The sequence below is a fragment of the Sporosarcina sp. P17b genome (assembly GCF_002743115.1).
GTDB classification, from domain to species: domain Bacteria; phylum Bacillota; class Bacilli; order Bacillales_A; family Planococcaceae; genus Sporosarcina; species Sporosarcina ureae_C.
On the sequence record NZ_PDYP01000004.1, the window covers coordinates 107,910 to 127,924 of the forward strand.

At 43.4% G+C, this 20,015-nt stretch carries 23 protein-coding genes; 15 read left to right on the top strand and 8 right to left on the bottom strand.

Features of this window, described 5'->3' with window-relative positions; translation table 11 throughout:
• The first annotated feature begins 91 nt into the window (after window positions 1-91).
• From CSV76_RS06290 to CSV76_RS06310, 5 genes are all read left to right on the top strand, one after another.
• Complete coding sequence (locus CSV76_RS06290) at window positions 92-2,023, top strand: cation:proton antiporter (protein ID WP_099625011.1); 1,932 nt, start codon at window positions 92-94, stop codon at window positions 2,021-2,023.
• 409 nt (window positions 2,024-2,432) lie between these two features.
• The gene (locus tag CSV76_RS06295) at window positions 2,433-2,993 is read left to right on the top strand and encodes a hypothetical protein (RefSeq protein WP_099625012.1); all 561 of its coding nucleotides are present in this window, start codon (window positions 2,433-2,435) and stop codon (window positions 2,991-2,993) included.
• 115 nt (window positions 2,994-3,108) lie between these two features.
• Entirely contained in the window at window positions 3,109-3,597 is a 489-nt protein-coding gene (ybaK, locus tag CSV76_RS06300; protein ID WP_099625013.1) for a Cys-tRNA(Pro) deacylase, read from the top strand.
• Window positions 3,598-3,673: 76 nt separating this feature from the next.
• The gene (locus CSV76_RS06305) at window positions 3,674-4,321 is read left to right on the top strand and encodes a YczE/YyaS/YitT family protein (protein ID WP_085428090.1); all 648 of its coding nucleotides are present in this window, start codon (window positions 3,674-3,676) and stop codon (window positions 4,319-4,321) included.
• A 93-nt stretch (window positions 4,322-4,414) separates the two neighbouring features.
• Window positions 4,415-5,476 (top strand): hypothetical protein, encoded by a 1,062-nt coding sequence (locus CSV76_RS06310; RefSeq protein WP_158232743.1) that lies wholly within the window; start codon window positions 4,415-4,417, stop codon window positions 5,474-5,476.
• Between the two features lie 42 nt (window positions 5,477-5,518).
• Here CSV76_RS06310 and bshB2 read toward each other — a convergent pair whose 3' ends face one another.
• The 3 genes from bshB2 to thiD all read right to left on the bottom strand — a co-directional run bounded on the left by bshB2 (window position 5,519) and on the right by thiD (window position 7,517).
• Window positions 5,519-6,193, bottom strand: a complete 675-nt coding sequence (bshB2, locus tag CSV76_RS06315) for a bacillithiol biosynthesis deacetylase BshB2 (protein ID WP_099625015.1) — start codon at window positions 6,191-6,193, stop codon at window positions 5,519-5,521.
• A gap of 13 nt (window positions 6,194-6,206) precedes the next feature.
• The gene (locus tag CSV76_RS06320) at window positions 6,207-6,557 is read right to left on the bottom strand and encodes a YojF family protein (RefSeq protein ID WP_085428093.1); all 351 of its coding nucleotides are present in this window, start codon (window positions 6,555-6,557) and stop codon (window positions 6,207-6,209) included.
• A gap of 126 nt (window positions 6,558-6,683) precedes the next feature.
• Window positions 6,684-7,517, bottom strand: a complete 834-nt coding sequence (gene thiD / locus CSV76_RS06325) for a bifunctional hydroxymethylpyrimidine kinase/phosphomethylpyrimidine kinase (protein WP_085428094.1) — start codon at window positions 7,515-7,517, stop codon at window positions 6,684-6,686.
• Window positions 7,518-7,712: 195 nt separating this feature from the next.
• On the opposite strand from thiD, the gene CSV76_RS06330 reads away from it, so the two are divergent.
• The 5 genes from CSV76_RS06330 to CSV76_RS06350 all read left to right on the top strand — a co-directional run bounded on the left by CSV76_RS06330 (window position 7,713) and on the right by CSV76_RS06350 (window position 10,091).
• Complete coding sequence (locus tag CSV76_RS06330) at window positions 7,713-8,468, top strand: DUF4230 domain-containing protein (protein WP_099625016.1); 756 nt, start codon at window positions 7,713-7,715, stop codon at window positions 8,466-8,468.
• Window positions 8,469-8,473: 5 nt separating this feature from the next.
• A complete protein-coding gene (locus CSV76_RS06335; RefSeq protein WP_085428096.1) occupies window positions 8,474-9,151 on the top strand; it encodes a uracil-DNA glycosylase in 678 nt (225 codons plus the stop codon).
• A gap of 23 nt (window positions 9,152-9,174) precedes the next feature.
• Window positions 9,175-9,351: a uracil-DNA glycosylase gene (locus CSV76_RS17660; RefSeq protein WP_085428097.1), complete on the top strand. Its 177-nt coding sequence runs from the start codon at window positions 9,175-9,177 to the stop codon at window positions 9,349-9,351.
• Window positions 9,348-9,611, top strand: a complete 264-nt coding sequence (locus tag CSV76_RS06345; RefSeq protein WP_085428098.1) for a YwdI family protein — start codon at window positions 9,348-9,350, stop codon at window positions 9,609-9,611. Before CSV76_RS17660 ends, CSV76_RS06345 begins: the two co-directional genes overlap by 4 nt.
• Window positions 9,612-9,710: 99 nt before the next feature.
• Window positions 9,711-10,091, top strand: a complete 381-nt coding sequence (locus CSV76_RS06350; RefSeq protein ID WP_085428099.1) for a DUF423 domain-containing protein — start codon at window positions 9,711-9,713, stop codon at window positions 10,089-10,091.
• A 40-nt stretch (window positions 10,092-10,131) separates the two neighbouring features.
• Here the strand turns inward: CSV76_RS06350 and gerQ are convergent, their stop codons facing one another.
• The 3 genes from gerQ to hemQ all read right to left on the bottom strand — a co-directional run bounded on the left by gerQ (window position 10,132) and on the right by hemQ (window position 13,353).
• A complete protein-coding gene (gerQ, locus tag CSV76_RS06355) occupies window positions 10,132-10,476 on the bottom strand; it encodes a spore coat protein GerQ (protein WP_085428100.1) in 345 nt (114 codons plus the stop codon).
• A 535-nt stretch (window positions 10,477-11,011) separates the two neighbouring features.
• On the bottom strand, window positions 11,012-12,388 hold the full coding sequence (locus CSV76_RS06360; protein WP_099625017.1) for an IS4 family transposase: 1,377 nt from the start codon (window positions 12,386-12,388) through the stop codon (window positions 11,012-11,014).
• A gap of 215 nt (window positions 12,389-12,603) precedes the next feature.
• Window positions 12,604-13,353, bottom strand: a complete 750-nt coding sequence (gene hemQ, locus CSV76_RS06365; protein ID WP_085428102.1) for a hydrogen peroxide-dependent heme synthase — start codon at window positions 13,351-13,353, stop codon at window positions 12,604-12,606.
• Between the two features lie 215 nt (window positions 13,354-13,568).
• On the opposite strand from hemQ, the gene pta reads away from it, so the two are divergent.
• Window positions 13,569-14,540: a phosphate acetyltransferase gene (gene pta / locus CSV76_RS06370; RefSeq protein WP_085428103.1), complete on the top strand. Its 972-nt coding sequence runs from the start codon at window positions 13,569-13,571 to the stop codon at window positions 14,538-14,540.
• 66 nt (window positions 14,541-14,606) lie between these two features.
• Complete coding sequence (gene lipL / locus CSV76_RS06375) at window positions 14,607-15,443, top strand: octanoyl-[GcvH]:protein N-octanoyltransferase (RefSeq protein WP_099625018.1); 837 nt, start codon at window positions 14,607-14,609, stop codon at window positions 15,441-15,443.
• 19 nt (window positions 15,444-15,462) lie between these two features.
• On the opposite strand, the gene CSV76_RS06380 is transcribed toward lipL, so the two are convergent.
• Window positions 15,463-16,101, bottom strand: a complete 639-nt coding sequence (locus tag CSV76_RS06380) for an RsfA family transcriptional regulator (protein ID WP_085428105.1) — start codon at window positions 16,099-16,101, stop codon at window positions 15,463-15,465.
• Between the two features lie 843 nt (window positions 16,102-16,944).
• Here CSV76_RS06380 and CSV76_RS06385 point away from each other — a divergent pair.
• Together CSV76_RS06385 and CSV76_RS06390 are read left to right on the top strand one after the other, a co-directional pair.
• On the top strand, window positions 16,945-18,234 hold the full coding sequence (locus CSV76_RS06385; RefSeq protein WP_085428106.1) for an HD domain-containing protein: 1,290 nt from the start codon (window positions 16,945-16,947) through the stop codon (window positions 18,232-18,234).
• A 17-nt stretch (window positions 18,235-18,251) separates the two neighbouring features.
• A complete protein-coding gene (locus CSV76_RS06390; RefSeq protein ID WP_099625019.1) occupies window positions 18,252-18,764 on the top strand; it encodes a YwgA family protein in 513 nt (170 codons plus the stop codon).
• A 42-nt stretch (window positions 18,765-18,806) separates the two neighbouring features.
• Here CSV76_RS06390 and CSV76_RS06395 read toward each other — a convergent pair whose 3' ends face one another.
• The gene (locus CSV76_RS06395; RefSeq protein WP_085428108.1) at window positions 18,807-18,992 is read right to left on the bottom strand and encodes a 2-hydroxymuconate tautomerase; all 186 of its coding nucleotides are present in this window, start codon (window positions 18,990-18,992) and stop codon (window positions 18,807-18,809) included.
• 67 nt (window positions 18,993-19,059) lie between these two features.
• Between CSV76_RS06395 and CSV76_RS06400 the strand changes: the two genes are divergently transcribed.
• Window positions 19,060-19,578, top strand: coding sequence for a YwhD family protein (locus CSV76_RS06400; RefSeq protein ID WP_099625020.1), 519 nt, complete (start codon window positions 19,060-19,062; stop codon window positions 19,576-19,578).
• Window positions 19,579-20,015 lie beyond the last annotated feature (437 nt).

The window sequence follows — 20,015 nt, forward strand, 5'->3', positions numbered from 1 at the left end:
CTCTTACCCTATGAAAAAGAGCAATTGTTTATTACAATGAGAAGAAAGTGCTTCAGAAAGGCTTGGAAGATGGAAGGAGGCGACCTACCTAATGTTCAATTCATTGATTATGGATTTAATGTTGGTCGTATTAATTGGTGTAGCGTCGCAATGGATAGCATGGCGCACGAGAATGCCAGCGATTGTCGTGATGGCGATTGCGGGTCTGTTGGTTGGACCTATTTTCGGTTTGATCAATCCGCAGCAATCCATGGGAGATTTATATTCTCCGATTATTACGTTTGCGGTAGCTATTATATTATTTGAAGGAAGTTTGAATCTCGATTTTAAAGAAATTAAAGGATTTGGTCGTCCCGTTGCGCGAATCGTTACATTCGGTGCGTTCCTCGCGTGGATTGCCGGTTCACTTGCAGCCCACTATATCGCAGGATTGTCGTGGGAAGTGGCATTCATCATCGGGGGATTATTTATCGTAACAGGCCCTACCGTCATCCTACCTTTATTACGACAAGCGCGATTAAAGCCTCGTGCTGCAGCCATATTGAAGTGGGAAGGTATTGTCGTAGATCCGTTCGGCGCACTTTTAGCAGTCTTTGCATTTGAAGTGATCAAGTTCCTAAATAATGAAGTAACAGTCAAAGCGATGTTGCTTTTCGTGGGCGCATCACTATTTTCTGTGCTTCTTGGTTGGGGGACCAGTCGGATATTAGGTACATCGTTTGAAAAAGGTTGGGTACCTGAGTTTTTAAAAGCGCCTATTTTATTCGGCTTTGTATTATTCGTCTTCGTATTATCTGATGAAATCATGCATGAGACGGGCTTATTGGCCGTCACAGCGATGGGGATGACGATGGCGAATATGCATTTGACTACACTAGAAGACATCCGTGAATTCAAGGAAAACATTTCTGTGTTGCTTATTTCAGGGATTTTCGTCATGCTGACAGCTTCCCTCAATCCGCATATACTGATTGAAATTTTGAATCCGAAAATTATACTATACGTACTCGCGATGCTATTCGTCGTCAGACCGCTATCTATCTGGGTATCAACAATCGGCACTGATTTGACGAATCGTGAGAAAACACTCATCGGGTGGATTGCGCCGCGAGGAATTGTAGCACTGACCGTTTCGGGATATTTCGCTTCGATTTTGCTCGAGAACGGCTACAAAGATGCAGAACTATTGACTGCACTAACCTTTGCGCTCGTATTTTCGACCGTTATCGTACACGGCTTCTCGATTGGTTGGCTCGCAAAGAAACTGAATTTGACCACACCGATCGAGTCGGGTGTTGTGCTCATCGGTAGCACGAGGTTTGTAGCCGAACTGGCGAAGAACATTAGTGACGCAGGTCATAAAGTATTAGTTATTGAAGGTTCGTGGGGCGGTCTTTCCAACGCACGAAAGCTCAGTGTTCCAACATATATGGGAGATATCTTATCTGAACATACCGGGTATCATCTCGACTTAACGCCATACCGTTATATTTTGGCTATGACCAAGACCGATACTTATAATTCACATGTATGTGCTGACTTCACACCTGATCTAGGAAGGGACTTACTGTTCCAAACGACAACGCATAAACGAAGCGCAGATCAACAGTTTAATTTAGCAACAGGGCAGTTCCTGTTTACACCGAACTTGTCCATCCATGAACTGGACGAGCGCATTCATCAAGGACACGTATTCCGTAAGACGTTGCTGACGAAACAATACAGCTACACCCAGTACTTACGCGAACGCGATGACCAGTCGGTATTGCTATACGTCATGCGTGCAAATGGAGACATGGAGTTCTACACGGCAGAAAAAGAACTCCAAGCACAGACAGGGGATACCATCGTAGCGCTCTCGACGTTGAATAAAACCATCGAGCGGACAATTGACAAATTGGAAGAAAAGAACGGCAAAGCCAATGTGCCGAAAGATATCGTCGTAACGAAGTTCTTGGAAGATGCCCCAAATGAAAAACCAGAAATACCAGGAGACACGCCTCCGAAGATTATGAAGAAATAAGGGATTGAAATAGGTAAAGTAGAATTAGTATCGTGCTAGGGAAAGCGTCCGCCAGCTGCAGCTTCCATCCCATGCACAATCCAATTAACTCTCTAATTCATTCACCGTTCGCCCTTGAACTTAATACCCCTTACAAAGTTTCAAACCACACACTACTCCAAGTAGCGTGTGGTTTGTTTGGTTTCATAGAAAAGAGGGTAGTTATACTACACATGTTTGCCTAACAAAAACTAGTAAAAATCACCCGTCACGCATACCCTCATAGTATGAAATGCGTACTTGCTGGGTAAAATGAACACAATAACCCGCACGATTCCAATCTTTTGATGGATTGGCAGTTCACGCGCTATTGCGTAAACTAGTAATACTAGACACTCGTATCGAAAATTTCTATTCGGAGGTGGATGCCATGAATGCTGTAATGGGGTTTGCGAGCGCTGCCGAACAACTGCAGCGGTATGACGCAGTCCGTAGAAAGAATGCCTATGAACGCCAAACAGAATTTCGTGAACAAGCGCAAAAGACCAAAGATGATTTAGTTGCCCTGCTGCGCGGAAACTCACATCTAATTGAAAAACTTGAAGAAACACCAAACGACTTCCAAAAGCTTGGCGCAGGCCAGGTCAAAAACATCTCGATTCCACTCGGCAACAACCTAGATGAAACTATTGAATTATGGCGTGATGTTCGCAAAGAAGCGTACTCTGAAGTCGCGCCGACGACTGCGGACTATCAGCTAGCTAGTAAAGCATCAGCGAAGATCACACAAGCTGAACTACAAGTAGCGTTACATAACCGCGCCAAAACCATCCACGATCAAATGAAGGCCGTCGATAAAAATGTTGTAACTGACGGACCAAGTCGCATGCAACAGCAATACAGTCATGCGTTTTCCATCTATCAAGTACAAAGTCAAGCCAAATTGAATCAGTACCAAATGGATCAGCCCCAACTGAATGTCAGCGTCTGATCCGATTCGCTTGAAAAACGGAGCTCGTTTTGCTGGAACCCAGTGAAATGGGCTTTTTAGTCATACATAGCATATACAAGTTTTCTATTAGAACGAAAGAAAGGATGTCACGTATATGGCAAAAAAACATAAGTCCCCTAAAACGAACGCAATTCGTATTCTTGAAAGTGAAGCTATCCCACATGAAGTCCGTAGCTACGAAACAGATGACGGACAGAATGATGGAATTTCAGTTGCCAATAAAACGAATGAATCGGTTGCGAACGTCTATAAAACGCTCGTAGCAATGGCTAGTAAAACGGATTTGCTCGTTTTTATCATTCCCGTATCAGATGAGTTGGATTTAAAAAAGGCTGCAAAAGCGGCAGGATTTAAAAAAGTGGAAATGCTACCAATGAAAGAACTGACGAAAGAAACGGGTTATGTCCGTGGCGGATGTTCGCCAATCGGCATGAAACGAGAGTTACCGACGTTCATTGACAAACAAGCGGAAGCGCTCGACTATTTTTATGTCAGCGCAGGTAAAGTCGGTTTACAAATGAAATTGGCCCCTCACGACTTGGCGCTTGTCGCAAAAGCACAATTCAGTGATCTCATAAAGTAAGAACCTAGCAACCTTGTCGATTTCTGTTACAATGAATCAATGAAGACATTGACAACTAAAAGAAAGAAGAATGTATATGCGTAATTTACTAGCTTGGCGGTGGATATTTTTCATCGGTGGCATGATGATAATGTCACTCGGGATCTCGTTGATGATTAAAGGTCAACGTCTTGGAATTGCACCGTGGGACGTATTCCATATCGGTTTGTATCAAAACTTCGGGTTAACGATAGGTTCATGGAGTATAATATCAGGTTTTGTTATCATTGCGGTGACGTCGGTGATTTTAAGAGAGTGGCCGAGACTAGGTACATGGTTAAATATGTTGGTGATTGGTGTATTTATTGACTTTTTCAACTGGCTTTTGCCGGATGTCACATCATTGACTGCACAAATCATTTTATTCATCATCGGTGTATTCGTTTTATCCTATGGTGTAGGAATCTACGTTTCACCAAATCTTGGTGCGGGTCCACGTGATAGCTTGATGATACTGTTCGTCGAAAAATTTGGCTGGAGCCTTCGATTGGTGCGTACTACGATAGAAGCAATCGCCACGTTATTTGGTTTCATCCTCGGCGGACCTGTCGGGATTGGTACACTCGTTGTTGTCATATTCTCTGGACAAATCATTCAGATTGCCTTGCCGCAATGCAAGAAAATATTGCTGAAGATTACTCAACAAACGGATGAGAAAGTGTTATTGAACTATAAAGAAGCATAAGCCATCAAGGCTGTGCTTTTTTTATTTGCCTATACATATGATGAAAGGAAGAAAGAAAGGGTGGTCAACATACACGGTTATATTACAGAATACATGGGAACAGCCTATACAGGACAAGGCGTGCAGCACAAATACGAGGAGTTGCTTGCAGAATCTAAGAAAACGATATTTTTGAAGTGTCTGCCTACGCATTCCTTATCGCAAGTACTTAATGACTTGGCGGTCTACTTTGTCAACAGGGGTTATCATGTAGATAGATTCATGAATCCTGGCCATGTGGATAAAACCGATGCGCTGTTCGTAAAAGGACTGGAACTGTTCATCTTACAGGCTTCGCATCCGATTTCATTTGAGCCGACAGAACTGGGCAGACGCCATAAAGTATTTTGCTTCTATGATGTCTATCATCAAGATCAGCTGCTCGTTCGGCATGATGAAGTAAGTACGTTGCTGAAGGAAGAAAGAAGTCACTTCGAACAGTCGTTGAAGGCATTGAAAAAGGCAAAAGCGATCCATGATGAGTGGGAACTGGTCAATATCGCGCGCATGGATTGGCCGCGCCACGAAGAGATTACGGAAGAATTAAAGAGAGAGATATTCGGCACTATGGAGCTGACGAAAACTGCCCACGTCTCGCATCGAATTATCGGTTCGTTGTCCGCTGGCAGTGCACATGATTTCATCCCGTCTATTACAAGACATATGAAACGACGCTTTTTAATTAAAGGGTTGCCGGGTACAGGGAAATCTACTATGATGCGTGCGCTAGGAGATGAAGCGCAGCGTCGAGGGATAAATGTGTTATATGGCTGGTGTGGTCTGGATCCGGCAAGTATTGACTTAGTGCTGTTTCCAGAGTTATCGATTTGCTTGTTTGACGCAACGAAACCTCATGCCTATGATGCAGATAGTCCGCGTGATGAATTAGTAGATATTGTTCCGCTATGTGCGAAGGACGAGGAAGCAGAAAAGCAGATTGAAGATATTCGACAGCGTTATCAAACGACCATTGGAGAAGCGGGCAAACAGATGCAAGTCGCTGTGCAAGCACAAAACAGCGTAAGAATCCAAATGGACCGAGCATTGAATGTGGAAGTATTTGAGAAGAAATTGCAAAGTCTTTATGCCTTTATTAAAGAGTATGAAGACAAGTAACTTAGTATAAAACACAAAAAAACCGCAGAGCCTCTGCGGTTTTTACTTGAATGTATGAATATAAAAAGCTTCATTATGCAACCAATCGAGTGCCTCTGTATCGTTCGCTGCCCATCGTTTTTCCATATCAGGTAGCATCCAGATCGTTTGTGATGCATGTGCGCGCAAAGCCGCAATCTTTTTATCCGCCACGTCTGGCGTATGGTGTACGATATGCGGTTCACCAAGTTGCTTCAACGTATCATTGTCGAAAGCTTTCATGTATAGCGCAGGACGGGTCGCTTCAGGCATGCGACTCATCGCTTCGATCACGGCTACGCCTGTCGCATTGTGGTCGGGGTGCACAGCAAGCGTCGGATGGAATGAAATGACTAATGAAGGGTTTAATTCATCTATCAGATCGGTCATCATCGTAATGAGTTTCTCTGGATCTTCGAATTCTATTGTTTTGTCCCGAAGTCCCATCATTCGTAAATCTGTCAAACCCATTGCGTCACATGCATCCAGCAACTCTTGCTTACGGATCTGCGGCAGTGTTTCACGGTTCGCGAATGGTGGATTTCCTAGATTTCGACCCATTTCGCCAAGTGTCAGGCAAGCATACGTAACGGGTACGCCCATTTCAATGTATTCTGCAATGGTTCCGGCGATTCCGAATGATTCATCGTCAGGGTGAGGGAATACAACGAGTACGTGTCGTTCTTTTTGCAACATCAAAAAATCTCCCTTCTTAATAAGCAAATGGTGTTTCACTGATTTCGAACGCAACCGCAAGTTTTCCGTCAGGTCCAAGTCCTGCCATCAGTAAACGATTATGCTCATCCAGTGTGTAATGTGTAATCCCTTGTGCGTAAATCCAACCGCTCGGTAACTTCAAGCCAATTCGGTGAGGGGATTCGCCTGCTACTTTTCCAAGTTCATAGCGAATGACGACATTACGAATGAATGCCCCCGCATTGAAAAAACCTTCTTGGAAATGAGAAGCATACGAACCGTTTGTGGTTTCCAAATGTATGTAAACATCTTTATTAGCAAAGGAGTCCAGTAACTCCTGTAAGTGTTTCGCGTCAACAGTTTCCATGCTCAACCTCCTAAATCCTGCAGTCATTTTACTGCAATTCATCTATTTATTAGTATATAGATTGTACGGTTTAATTGCGATTAGACGGCTCATAAAAAAAGTCAGGCCTAGACCTGACTTTTGCGCTTATACTTCCTGCAGCTTTACCTGTGGTGCGTCAAACTGGTTTTTTGCACCGTGCATGACAGGTCCTACATACTCATTGAGCTTCCAGCCGTGCGTAATTGCCGCTGTGACGAACTGTTTTGCTTCAATGACCGCGTCTTTAATCGTCATACCATTCGCTAGATTCGCTGTAATGGCTGCAGCAAATGTACAACCTGCACCGTGATTATACTGTGTATCCGCTTTTTCTGATTTCAATACCGTAAATGTCGTGCCATCGTAGAATAAATCTACGGCTGCTTCGTGATCAAGTTGTTTACCGCCTTTGATCACAACATTGCGTGCACCCAGTTCATGGATTTTCTGCGCCGCTACTTTCATGTCGTCAATAGTCTTCGGTGTTTTCATAGAAGCTAATTGTCCTGCTTCGAATAAATTCGGTGTGACAATTTCTGCTTTGGGCACAAGATATTTGATCATCGCGTCTGTATTGCCTGGATTCAGTACTTCATCTTCACCTTTACACACCATGACAGGGTCGATAACTACATGATCTAAACCGGACTCATCAATTGCCTGGCCTGCGGTTTTGATAATTTCCTCCGTGCTAAGCATGCCTGTTTTAATTGCATCGATCCCAGTCGACAACGCCGTCTTCAATTGCGCTTTTACGACATCAATCGGTAATGAATAGACATCATGTGACCAGTTTTGATCGGGATCCATCGTTACAATTACTGTTACTGCCGTCATGCCGTATGTACCGTGTTCTTGAAAAGTCTTCAGATCCGCTTGAATACCTGCGCCGCCTGATGTATCCGAGCCTGCAATCGTTAAAGTTTTCTTCAATGGCATAATAAAACATCTCCTTCGCTTACTACTTTTTCTTGCTATTTATAGTATACAACTAATTGTCGGAATACAATCAATTTGGATGTTTAGCAAACCTAGAAGTCACGTTATACGTATACGTTCTGCTAATGAAACCTATTAGTCGACAGAACGTACAGATAGAGACAAAGTGTCTGATCATAAGATAGGATGTGAGCCATGAGTAAGCATGATTCATCCAAAAGAGGGAAGAAGGAAAGACAAGGGGCAGATGCGCAACCCGTCATACCGTTTGCTGGACGAAAAAAAAAGAAACGCAAACGCAGGGGCGGAATTTTGGAACTTGCCTTTAGTTTATGGTCCTCGTGGAGAAAAACATATACTTTGCTTATTTTATTATTGATCGCCGCACTTATTACCCTGCCAATCGCAGGATTTTATTTAATGCAACTAGGTTCTACATTTTCTGAACAAAAAACAGCCTTCGTCGAGCGCGTACGAGAATTGCAGGAGTTGGCGACCGCCGAAGCCTATACGAAAGTTCTCATCGAACGCACGGACAACGAATTATTCGGCCGAAGCATAGGCGTTAATTTTCCTGGAACGAAACGGAATTTATTAGTGGTTATTCCCGGCTCTGTTAAGGCTGGAATCGACCTCAGTAAAGTCACTGAGCACGATATGCAAGTGGATGAAGAAGAAAAACGCATACAGTTAACGATACCGAAAGCTGAATTCCTAGGTGGTGCCGAACTATATTTCGATAAAGTGGAAGTGTATTCGGTAGAGGGACTTTTCCGTGGTAAAGCGGATATTAAAGAAGGTTATGAACTAGCGAATGAAGCCAAAACATTACTGATGGAAGAAGCATCCGAGCAGGGTGTGCTGGATTCTGCTGAACAGAATGCAGTCAAATCGCTAAAGGATATGTTTTCATTCGCTGGCTATCGATTGGATATTGAATTTAAGGAGTGATGCATATGGTAGCAGAATTTCGTAATGATTGGGATCGCATGCTAAAAGATGAATTCAACAAACCGTACTATCAGGAATTGCGTACATTTTTACACAAAGAATATACACATCACGTCATTTATCCGCAAATGACCGACATGTGGACAGCTTTTAAACTAACAGCTTTTCAGGACGTCAAAGTGGTAATATTGGGTCAAGATCCGTATCACGGACCTAATCAAGCGCATGGCATGAGTTTTTCCGTACAACCTGGCATTAAGTTGCCTCCAAGTTTGCGCAATATCTTTAAGGAGCTGTCTTCGGATATCGGTATGGATATTCCAACAGAGGGAATGTTGACAGGATGGGCCGAACAAGGTGTATTATTATTGAATACGGTACTGACTGTGCGTGAAGGGGAAGCGGCTTCACATCGCGGCAAAGGCTGGGAACTGTTTACGGATGAAGTCATTCGCAAACTATCCATGCGCAACGACCCTATTGTCTTCATTCTATGGGGGAAGCATGCCCAGGAAAAAACCGCTTTGATTAACCGTAGACGTCATGCAATCATTGAATCACCACATCCAAGTCCGTTTAGTGCATCGCGCGGATTTTTTGGGAGCCGACCATTTTCCAAAACAAATGAGTACTTGACTAAGTGGAATAAAGAGCCGATTGATTGGTCAAAAACTACGAAGTGAACAACTAGAAAGGAAGTGTGACTATGGCAGTCAATTGTTTCGACTGTATCTTCTTTTATACAACATGGGACCCTGCAAATCCGCGGGGCTGCAAGGCATATGGATTTAAGACGAAAATGTTACCTTCTATTGTAGTGAAGCGCTCCTCTGGTATGGAGTGCATGAAGTTCGAACCGAAAAAGGGGATGAAAATGCGATGATTACTGCTTCAAAATTGCTTGGAGAAATGGAACAACAAGTGCGCTTAGCAAAGCAAGCACAAGACGAAGCGACGCAGCGGGAAGCGATTTATGCTGTGCGAACCTTATGTAATTTAATGCTGAATGAAGAACGGCCGTCCGAACCGTCCATTCCGCAATCTGTGCAACTGAGTTCTGTTCATGCAGCGCCAGTCACTTCGTTGAGCGAACAACCATTGCATGAACCGGATGCTAATGGGGAGTCATTGTTTGATTTCTAATAGCGCCACAAACCGTTCAAAAACCTGTTAATTCTAGCCCTGACGATATGATAGACTAGAATCAGGATATATATGATTTGTTAGAAAGAAGGAATATTCATGCCGTTTTTTATAATTGCTGGAGCTATTAACGCGGCTATTGCAGTTGGATTTGGGGCGTTTGGTGCACACGCATTAAAGGATCGCTTGTCCGAACACTATTTAGCCGTCTGGGAAACCGCGGTACAATATCAGATGTTTCATGCGATTGCCTTACTTGCCATTGGTATTTTGATGAGCAGTGCATTGCTTGGACCATCGACACAACTATCGTGGGCCGGCTATTTGATCTTGGCTGGTATCATTATTTTCTCGGGAAGTCTGTATGTACTTAGTTTATCTGGAATCGGAATACTCGGCGCCATCACGCCTATAGGCGGCGTCGCGTTCATTGCTGGCTGGATCATGTTGATTATTGCCGCAGTGAAATTCGGTAGATAATAAAGGAAAACCGCTCACACAGGATGAGCGGTTTTTTTTCTTATGGCGTTTGGTCGAAGTAATTTAATTCCTCAGGGAACTCGGCATAATCGAAGTAGATCATCGGGAATAAGTAGCGTCTACCCGTTCCGGCTTCACTGAGGATTACGTGGTCACGTCCGGCAGCTTCTACCATGCCTGTAACAGCCTTCGTGTTCTTGCCTGCTTCTACCGCATGTTCGAATGAAAAGTGAAAGACGCCCGGTTTTCCTCTGTTGAGCCTGAGGATATTCTCGATATACGATTGTTCTCTGAAGGGTATAGTGGGCCCGCCCCCTTGTGGGTTAGTTTGTGGCGGTACCATTTGTTGCTGGCCATAGCCGGGATTCCAATAATAATTAACCATTTTAACATCCTTTCCAGATAAGGTAGTATTTCTTGCGGGCGGTCTTGAAGGAAGAACGTTTATAGGGATACACGTCGTTTCCTTCGAAGTTTATCGTGATGAGAGTGGAACAAAACCTCCTTGTTGGTATCTTATGTTGGAGGAGGAGGAGGTATGAATGGAGATTTGGAATGTGGAGTTCAAGACCCTGTGCAAGTTGTGAATTTTAGTTGTATGTAGAACCTAACTATGTTGAAAGTTAATAATAATTCACTTGCTATGGATAATGAGAGTTCTAAGTAGCACCAATAACTATGTAGGATTTAAGCGGAAGCTGGGGCGACTCCGGGTGGATAAGCGTGCGCCTTGAGACCCCGCAGGAAGCGTAGCGTACGAGGAGGCTCAAGCCACCATAGCTGTCAACTTAAGAATTGATAGTAAATTTATAAACCGCATCCCATGCACTATCCATGGTTTACTAGCTTGATTAAAAGGGTAAGATCTTTGTAAGCACGCTAAATAAACGACGCTCTCGTGTCGTAAAAAATTAATTTTTTCAGTTAAATAGAAGGTGATGTATGGCAGTTCCATTGGCGGATCTGGGTTTTCTAGCAGTTTTACAAAGTAATTGGATCACTGCTTGGAAGATCACTATACATCCCTTCTTTTTTCTGTGGAAAATTCCGTATAACTTAGGTAACACTTCATTCGAGATTGTACGTACGGCAATCATCTCACTAATTTCCATCTCTTTTTCCTCCCAAATGATGTTCCGTATTTGATACGCAATGAATTGACTTATTATACACACGAGAAGAGTGGCATATAAATGGCACAACCAACGTGGGTTTTTTACCAATTTAAAATGATCAATTTTTATATAAGATTTCCATACTTTGAATTGAAGTTCGACTTGCCAACGAAGCCGATACAACAGCGTCACCTGTTTTTCAGAAATTGATATAGGTAGATTCGTCATATATACCGTGATCCCTGCCAAATCACGTATTACCTGTTTGGGTTCTTTTCCTGACTTCGTTGTTCTTCTGTCAATCTTTTTTAATCTGTTTTCTATTTGCTTTTCCCCATGGGAAAAAATAATACAACGTGCAGGAAAGTGGGCCTCACCTCCAAAATACACATCCTCTAACTCTAAATACTCTCCAGGTTGTAAATTTCTACACAGCTCGACTAGATCAATTCGATGATATTGACTACTTTTTACTGGCTTTCCATTCTTATGATAAGTAGGATAGGGATTTTTGTATGCCAGATACATATCATTTCGTGTTTTTGATATAAAAAATACACCCGATTGATCCATTTTTTTAAATTGTTCAAAACTAAAATAGCCTAAATCTTGCATGCAAAGCTCGTTTTCGACTACATAAGGAAGCCTCTGACTTCCCATTTTAGCATCGTTGATATGGATGAAATCCACTTTAAGGAATGTTGATTGACCTGAAAGTAGATCGAATTCAAAATGCACCTTCGCTGACTGTTGATGTGTATTTTTAGCACGCGATTTCAAATGATCTGGCACACTCACAAATGTAGAATCCATAACGCGTATACTAGTAAATGGAAGTGTGTCTTGATTTAGTAGTGATGACAAATCCAGTTGATTCTGTACAATGACTACCTCATGAATCAATCGAAGTAAAAATTCCGCTGCTTCAGGCGTGAATTTCTTGTCAATAGCAGTTCGACTGACAGAAATGTCTTGATCCAGACTCAACTTTACACAAAGTTCTTGAAGGGAAGAGTCTAGTAAATTTCCGTGACTTTTAAAGAGGAGTGTAAGAAAATCACTAGCAGTAATTTGTCTTTTACGCTTGATAAAACCGGTTTCCTTAGCCAACGCATCCACTCTTTCAGGATGGATCAATGAAAGTAATTGTTCAAGCATGTCAAAATGATGGTTGATAGACATAAAAAGAACTCCTTTCAAAAAAGATGGTATGTATCTTTACCATCTTTTTGAAAAAAGTACACCTATTTCTTAAATTGACAGCTATGGGCTCAAGCCACGCCCACCGGAAAGCGTCCCCAGCTGGAGCTTCAATCCCGAACCACTAGCCAAATTAACTCTTTCCTCCAGACAAAAAAAGCCGCGAACAGTTGCGTTCGCGGCTTCGTAATTATTTATTATACTTCAAAAAATGCTGCGCGCTTGTCGGCTTCTAGAATCGTACCGATGAAGAACGAACCGAACACGCCGTAGCGTGCGCTAACTTCGTCAAAACGCATTTCGTAGACGAGTTTCTTGAACTGCAACACGTCATCAGAGAACAACGTGACGCCCCACTCGTAATCATCAAAACCGACTGAACCGGAAATGATTTGCTTCACTTTTCCTGCATAGCCTCGGCCAATCATGCCATGGCTGCGCATTAAACTCTTACGGTTGTCCATGTCGAGCATGTACCAGTTATCGTCGCCTTCGCGCTTCTTGTCCATCGGATAGAAACAAATGTATTGGCTACGTGGCAATTCAGGATACAAACGTCCGCGCACGTATGGGTTCTGGTACGGGTCTTCGTCCGACTCGCCTGCAAGGTAGTTCGACAACTCGACTACGGATACATAAGAATAAGCTGGGATCGTATAATCTGCGATCGTTAATTTATTGAATTCTGCCTCTAATTGTTGAAGATCATCCATTGTTGGACGTAATGTCATAAGCATGAAATCTGCTTTCTGGCCAATTACCGTATAAAAAGCATGGCTGCCTGTTTTAGCGTCATCCGCTTCTTGCATACGGTCCAAAAATGTTAGAAATTCATTGACTGCTGCCTGGCGCTCTTCTTTTGAAATCAGTTTCCAAGAAGCCCAGTCCATCGTACGAAAATCATGAAGTACATACCAACCGTCTAATGTAATAGCTGCTTCGTTCACTTGAATTCAGTCTCCTTTTAAATCAAAGTAGTTTCTTTTTCAAGTGTATCATAAACGGTCTGTGGTCGTTAAGGAATAAGATGGCGCGTACGTTATATACGATGAAAATATGCACTAATCCGACAACTGTCTGAAAACTTGGAATTTCTTAGTGAATTAATTTAGATTTTCAGGTATGATGAATAGGAAAATATAACAAAGGGTGGGAATTACACATGGCAGATCTTTTTGAAGGTATTCGTAAAACGTTGGAAGGCAAAGGAAAGACCATTGTATTGCCTGAGGGGGAAGACGTTAGAATACTAGAAGCGGCTGTACATCTTCAGCAAGAGGGGATCATTACACCGGTATTATTAGGTAATGAAGAGACCGTAAAAAAAGTGGCGCAAGACGGTGGTTTCGATATTTCCGAAATTCAGTTGATCGATCCTGCAAGCGCTTCCTATTTTAATGAGTTAGCGGAAAAGTTCGTGGAACGTCGTGCTGGGAAAGTCACAATTGAACAAGCACGCGAGCAATTGAAAGATGTAAACTATTTCGGAACTATGCTAATCTATACAGGACGTGTAGACGGTTTGGTGAGTGGGGCTGCACATTCGACGGCAGATACAGTTCGTCCGGCATTGCAGATCATCAAGACGAAACCTGGTATTACTAAAACAAGCGGTGCTTTCATTATGATGAAGGAAGAAGAGCGTATGATCTTTGCAGATTGTGCTATCACGGTAAATCCAACAGCACAAGAGTTAGCTGAAATTGCGGTGGAAAGTACGAAGACGGCAAAGGCATTCGGAATCGATCCGCGTGTGGCAATGCTTTCATTCTCGACTAAAGGTTCTGCTGTAACAGAAGAAACGGAAAAAGTAGTAGAAGCCGCTAGAATTGCAAAGGAATTGGCACCTGAACTATTGATCGACGGAGAATTCCAATTTGACGCAGCGTACGTACCAAGTGTAGCCGCGAAGAAAGCCCCTGAATCCGTCATCAAAGGCGATGCAAATGTCTTTATTTTCCCAACTTTGGATGCCGGCAACATCGGCTATAAATTGACTGAACGTCTTGGTGGATATGAAGCGATTGGACCGATTCTTCAAGGCTTGAATGGTCCTGTCAACGATTTGTCACGCGGCTGTTCTGCAGAAGACGTGTACAAATTGTCTATCATCACAGCAGCTCAAAGCCTATAATTACAGGCTCCAAGTTTGTGAAACGTCTACATACAATCCAGATTAACAACTATAGGAGAACTAGACATGTCACAAGATAAACATTTATTGAATCAACCGGCTTGGCGCTTTATCGACGAATCGATCTCGGCGCGTAATCGTTCAGCGCTTGAATCTTTCGCCATGGACGATACATTATGTCAATTAGTCGGACAGCAAAAAAGTGTCCCCGTCGTTAGAACATGGGTGCACGATCATACAGTGGTCTTAGGAATTCAAGATCATCGAATGCCTTACATCCAGCAAGCAATGGAAGGAATAGCGCAGCACGGCTATCAGTCGATTGTCCGAAATTCAGGTGGCCTTGCCGTGGTATTAGATAATGGGATATTGAATATCTCGCTCATTTTTTCGGAACAGAAATCTTCAATTGATATTCCCGTAGGTTACGAAGCGATGCTGTCGCTAGTTCAGTTGCTATTTCCAGAACTCGGCGAACGGATTAAAGCTTATGAAATCGTCGGTTCGTATTGTCCAGGTTCATACGATTTAAGTGTGGATAGCAAGAAGTTCGCAGGCATTTCCCAACGTCGTCTACGTCAAGGAGTCGCTGTACAAGTGTATTTATGCATAGAAGGCAGTGGATCTGAACGTGCGGAGATGATTCGAGAAGTCTATGAGACGGGATTGCAAGGTGAGCAGACAAAATTCAGCTATCCTGTGATTCAGCCTGATACTATGGCGTCGTTATCAGAAATTCTTGATACGCAATTGACCGTCAATGAAGTAGTCATTCGCCTACAGTTATTATTGCGTTCGTTGACAGACGATGTGCGGCATGGCGGCTTGACGGATGAAGAAATGGAATTGTACGGCTTTTATTTGCAACGGGTCTTTGAACGAAATCAAAAGATGTTATCATAGAACGAAAAAAAGCTGCCAATCAGTTATCGATTGGCGGCTCTTTTGATGCGACTAAATTTCCATTTGGCTCCATTTTAAATAACGGTGCGATGTGTTCGCTTTCTTCATTCAATGCGATTAGTCTACGTGCTCGGTTCATGATCTGGACGAATTGCTCGTAATCTTCTTTCAACGTTTTGTTCTCTTTTTTCAGATTGTCTATTTGTGTTTCCAGCGTTTTCATTTGCTCGGTCGCTGTTTTTGCCGTCTGTCTCCAACGAAGTGCATCTGTATCTGCACCACCGTTATGATGCATACGAATTAAATACGCGATGACGGTATCGAGGGATAGGGCGGATAGGGGAACCTGGATTTTTTCCTGGCCATCCGGACCTGCTTCTGGGTTGTACATTTGCTGGTTGCGTCTTTTAAAATCTGTACCTAGCACACGCAACGTTTGCTTTCTCTCTTTCTTTGCTTCGGCGAGTTCTTCCTCGTATTCTCTTCGTACGACAGCGTTCCATCTGAATCCGCAAGCCGCGGCTGTTCGGTTTAGTGCGTCGCCTACTTCCTCAAATGCACCAAGCTGTGTACTTCCTTCTCTTACATGTCGTAGCACCGTCTCTGCCAATAATTCATCGTCCCGTTCTAACCAAGCATCTTGTCTAACTTTCACCATCTCCATGCCTCCTGTCTTGTACTCTCTTTCTACTGCCATTATGACCACGAAACGAATCTTTTATTCAGAGAGTTACAAAATTCTATGAAGATGGTAATAAAATGGGCAGATTTTTTGGGTGAGTGGGAGTTAAGTAAAGTTAGCGGGGGTAGGCTGGCGGGGTGTTGGGGAGGGGATTTGCGCTCTAGGCGGACGCGTTCGGGAGGGTGGGCGGTGAACCACACCCCTAGTGCAAAGATGTGCTCCTAACGCTACGCTTTTACTCGCAAAAGCCGTACTACGCTACGGCTTTCGCTTCGCTCGCCGGGTGTTTCACCTGTCCCACTGATCCTCCCCGAGTCGCCGCCTCCTAGTGCAAAGATGTGCTCCTAACGCTTCGCTTTTACTCGCAAAAGCCGTCCTCCGCTACGGCTCTCGCTCCAATCCCTTACGTTGTAAGCGGGTGATACTTCTTGTTGGCATTGAAGTTAGGATTGTAATCTGTTTTGAACTTGAACTTGAACTTAAATAGGTTTAGTCACAATAATAACTTACATATTAACTCCAGGGAGCAATCTAAGTAACTCCCACTCAATAGGTAGGATGGAAGCGGAAGCTGGTGGCGACTCCTGATGGATCAGCCCGATCAGGTGAGACAACTAAAGGAACGCAGTGACTAGTTGGCTCACCGCGGGCCCATAGGAAAGCGTCCGCCAGCTGGAGCTTCCATCCCAAAGTAGACACTAAGTCACTCTCTTCTACAAACACATTCCAACACCAACCGTTTAAAATCCGTCATAGAGTACTATGTCACCTCACGTCGTTTTTTGTTATACTGTAGCGAATGAAGGATGAGGTGACGACATGACGTACCAATACGAAAAATTGCCCGAGGAGAAAGTGTTCAAAGACCCCGTGCACCGCTACATACACGTCCGCGACCGCGTAATCTGGGACCTGGTCAACACGCGCGAATTCCAGCGCCTGCGTAGGATCCGCCAACTCGGCACCACGTACCTAGTGTTCCACGGCGCAGAACATAGCCGCTTCCAGCACTCGCTTGGCGTCTATGAAATCGTCCGGCGCATTCTTGACGACGGCTTCAGCTTAAGAGAAGAGTGGGACGAAGAACAACGACTCGTTGCCCTATGTGCAGCGCTGTTGCATGACCTCGGACACGGTCCGTTTTCTCACGCATTTGAAAAAGTATTCAATCTGGATCACGAACAATTCACTCAGAAAATTTTATTGGAACAGACAGAAGTCCATGAAGTGTTGCGTCGTGTGTCGCCAGATTTCCCACAAAAAGTTGCAGATGTCATTGACAAAACGTACCCGGATAAATTGGTCGTTAGCTTGATTTCCAGTCAAATTGACGCGGACCGCATGGATTATCTTCAGCGCGATGCGTATTACACAGGCGTATCGTACGGCCACTTCGACATGGAACGTATTTTGCGCGTCATGCGTCCGACTGAGGAACAAGTAGTCATTAAACATAGCGGTATGCACGCAGTGGAAGATTATATTATGAGTCGTTACCAAATGTACTGGCAAGTGTACTTCCATCCAGTATCGCGTAGCGCAGAAGTGATTCTGATTAAAATTTTGCATAGAGCGAAGTTTTTATTCGAAAACGGGTATGCATTTAAGCAAGAGCCGATGCATTTCATTTCATTCTTCGCGCAAGAGTTCAAATTGAAAGAGTACATAGCCCTTGATGAGGGCGTGTTATTGACGTATTTCCAGCTGTGGATGGAAGAGAACGATACGATTTTAGCTGATTTATGCGATCGTTTCGTGAACAGACGTTTATTTCAGTATGCGGAGTTCGATCCGGCAGTGCAGTATATGAAATTCGGAGAACTCATCACGTTATTCAAAGAGGCTGGGCTCGATCCAGAATATTATTTGGTGACAGATTCTTCATCTGATTTGCCTTATGACTTTTACCGTCCGGGTGAAGAGAATGAGCGTGTCCCGATTTATTTACAACTAGAAAATGGTGATTTGCGTGAACTGTCGCGCATGTCGGATGTGGTAGAAGCGATATCAGGAAAACGCAGAACAGACCATAAAATTTATTATCCTGAAGATTTGTTGATAGATGGAAACCCGTTGCATGAGAAGATTTTGGAATTGTTGAGAGGTTAAGAGAGGGGTTGCGGGACTTGCTGCAAGAGCATGCAAAAATCGTTCAGTTTATATCGTTGGCGAATGAAGTAAATGGCCGTAAGAAGATGCAAAAGATGGTGTATATATTGAAAAAGATGAATTTCCCTTTCGCGGAGAAATACGAACTCCATATGTACGGTCCTTATTCGGAAGAACTGACATTGCGAGTGGAAGAATTATGCGAGATGGGTTTTTTGGCAGAACGCTTTGAGGACAAGGGGTCATATAAGCAATATTGCTATCAAGTGACGGATGAAGGCTCTAAATTCATTTCGACAGCAGACGCACCAAAAGAGCAGCTGCCGGGTTGTATTGAGCGATTGAATGAAAAGTCGTCTCGATTTTTGGAACTTGTTTCGACGTTGTTGTTTTTCGATCAACTCGATAAAGAGGATCAAATTGCTAAAGTACGTATTGTGAAAAATAAATTGAACTTCACCGATCAGGAAATGGAACAAGCTTTTGATTTCATTGAAGAGATGCAAGTAAGTTCAGTAGGTTACATGTAGCAATAAAAAAGGATTCTCACGATGAGAATCCTTTTGCTGATTTTACTGTTCACTCATAAGTTTTCCATTTTTAAAAAGATGGTTTTTTGGCATTTCTTCAATGAAAACTGTTACGCTATCAGTAGTAGCACCAGTTGTTTCTACAACCGCTTGTGTAACCTTTTCACATAGTGCACGTTTTTGATCGTCTGTGCGACCTTCAAGCATTTTTACCGTTACGTATGGCATTTCATTTCCTCCTTAGCAGAAAATTCAGGTATAGTACATATAATAACAGAGACGGAGGGCGATTTACATGGCAAGTGAACAAAATTCAAAACCGAAGTTAGGTTTTACTATCATAAAAAATGACCCGACAGACGGTCATAAGGGATTCGGTATCGGGTCACTATCATTGGAAAACATCTCACCCGTGATCATCGATGTCGAAGAAGGTACAGCGCAAGTGGAAATGGGCGCTATGCATGCTCGCAGTGATACGGAGCGCGGAATCAAATTTACGACAGATCGCAAAGATTCTGAAGGTGGAAAGCCGTACTGGTTAGTTTGGGTTACCATTGATTACCGTGAAGAAGGACCGTATTATGCAGGAATTACGGCTTGTGAGATGGTGGTCAACCGTGAAAAGAGACGCGGCTATAAATTACTGGCAGATCACGTCAACCGCATGGACAAATCAATGAAGCGTAAAATCATGGTAGACGAAATGGACGATCGTTCAAAAAATATCTTGAGGGACTTCCTCCAATCGCATAATGCGGAACTATGGGAACGCAGTACACCTGAATTACACGAAGGTTTACGCACGGAGTAAGCTGAAAATTTATTGGAATCAAAACTTCAAATCTCGTCAAATAAGTCAAAAATGTGACAATTTGCATTACCTCCTCTTTGAGGTTGAATGTCTGCATAAAAGGAAGTAAACTAAATATACAGCTTTGCGCTGTAATCTAGGACACCCGTTATGCAGACAATTGTTTGATAAAACACAAACCCAAGCAGTGCGGATTCATTCGATCACTGCATATCGGTCAAAAAAGCCACACTCTCCGCGGATACGGAGAATGTGGCTTTTTTCAATGGATAGAGAAGTGGGGGCGCTATTGCTACTGCTACTGCAAATGCTCAATCGGAGGCTTTATCCGCCCTATCACGGCCGCTAACCGCCCTATCAGAGCGGCCGAGCGCTCTATCAAGCCTGCTATTCGCTCTATCAGCCACGTCGACGGCTCATACAGCACGCGCAACCGC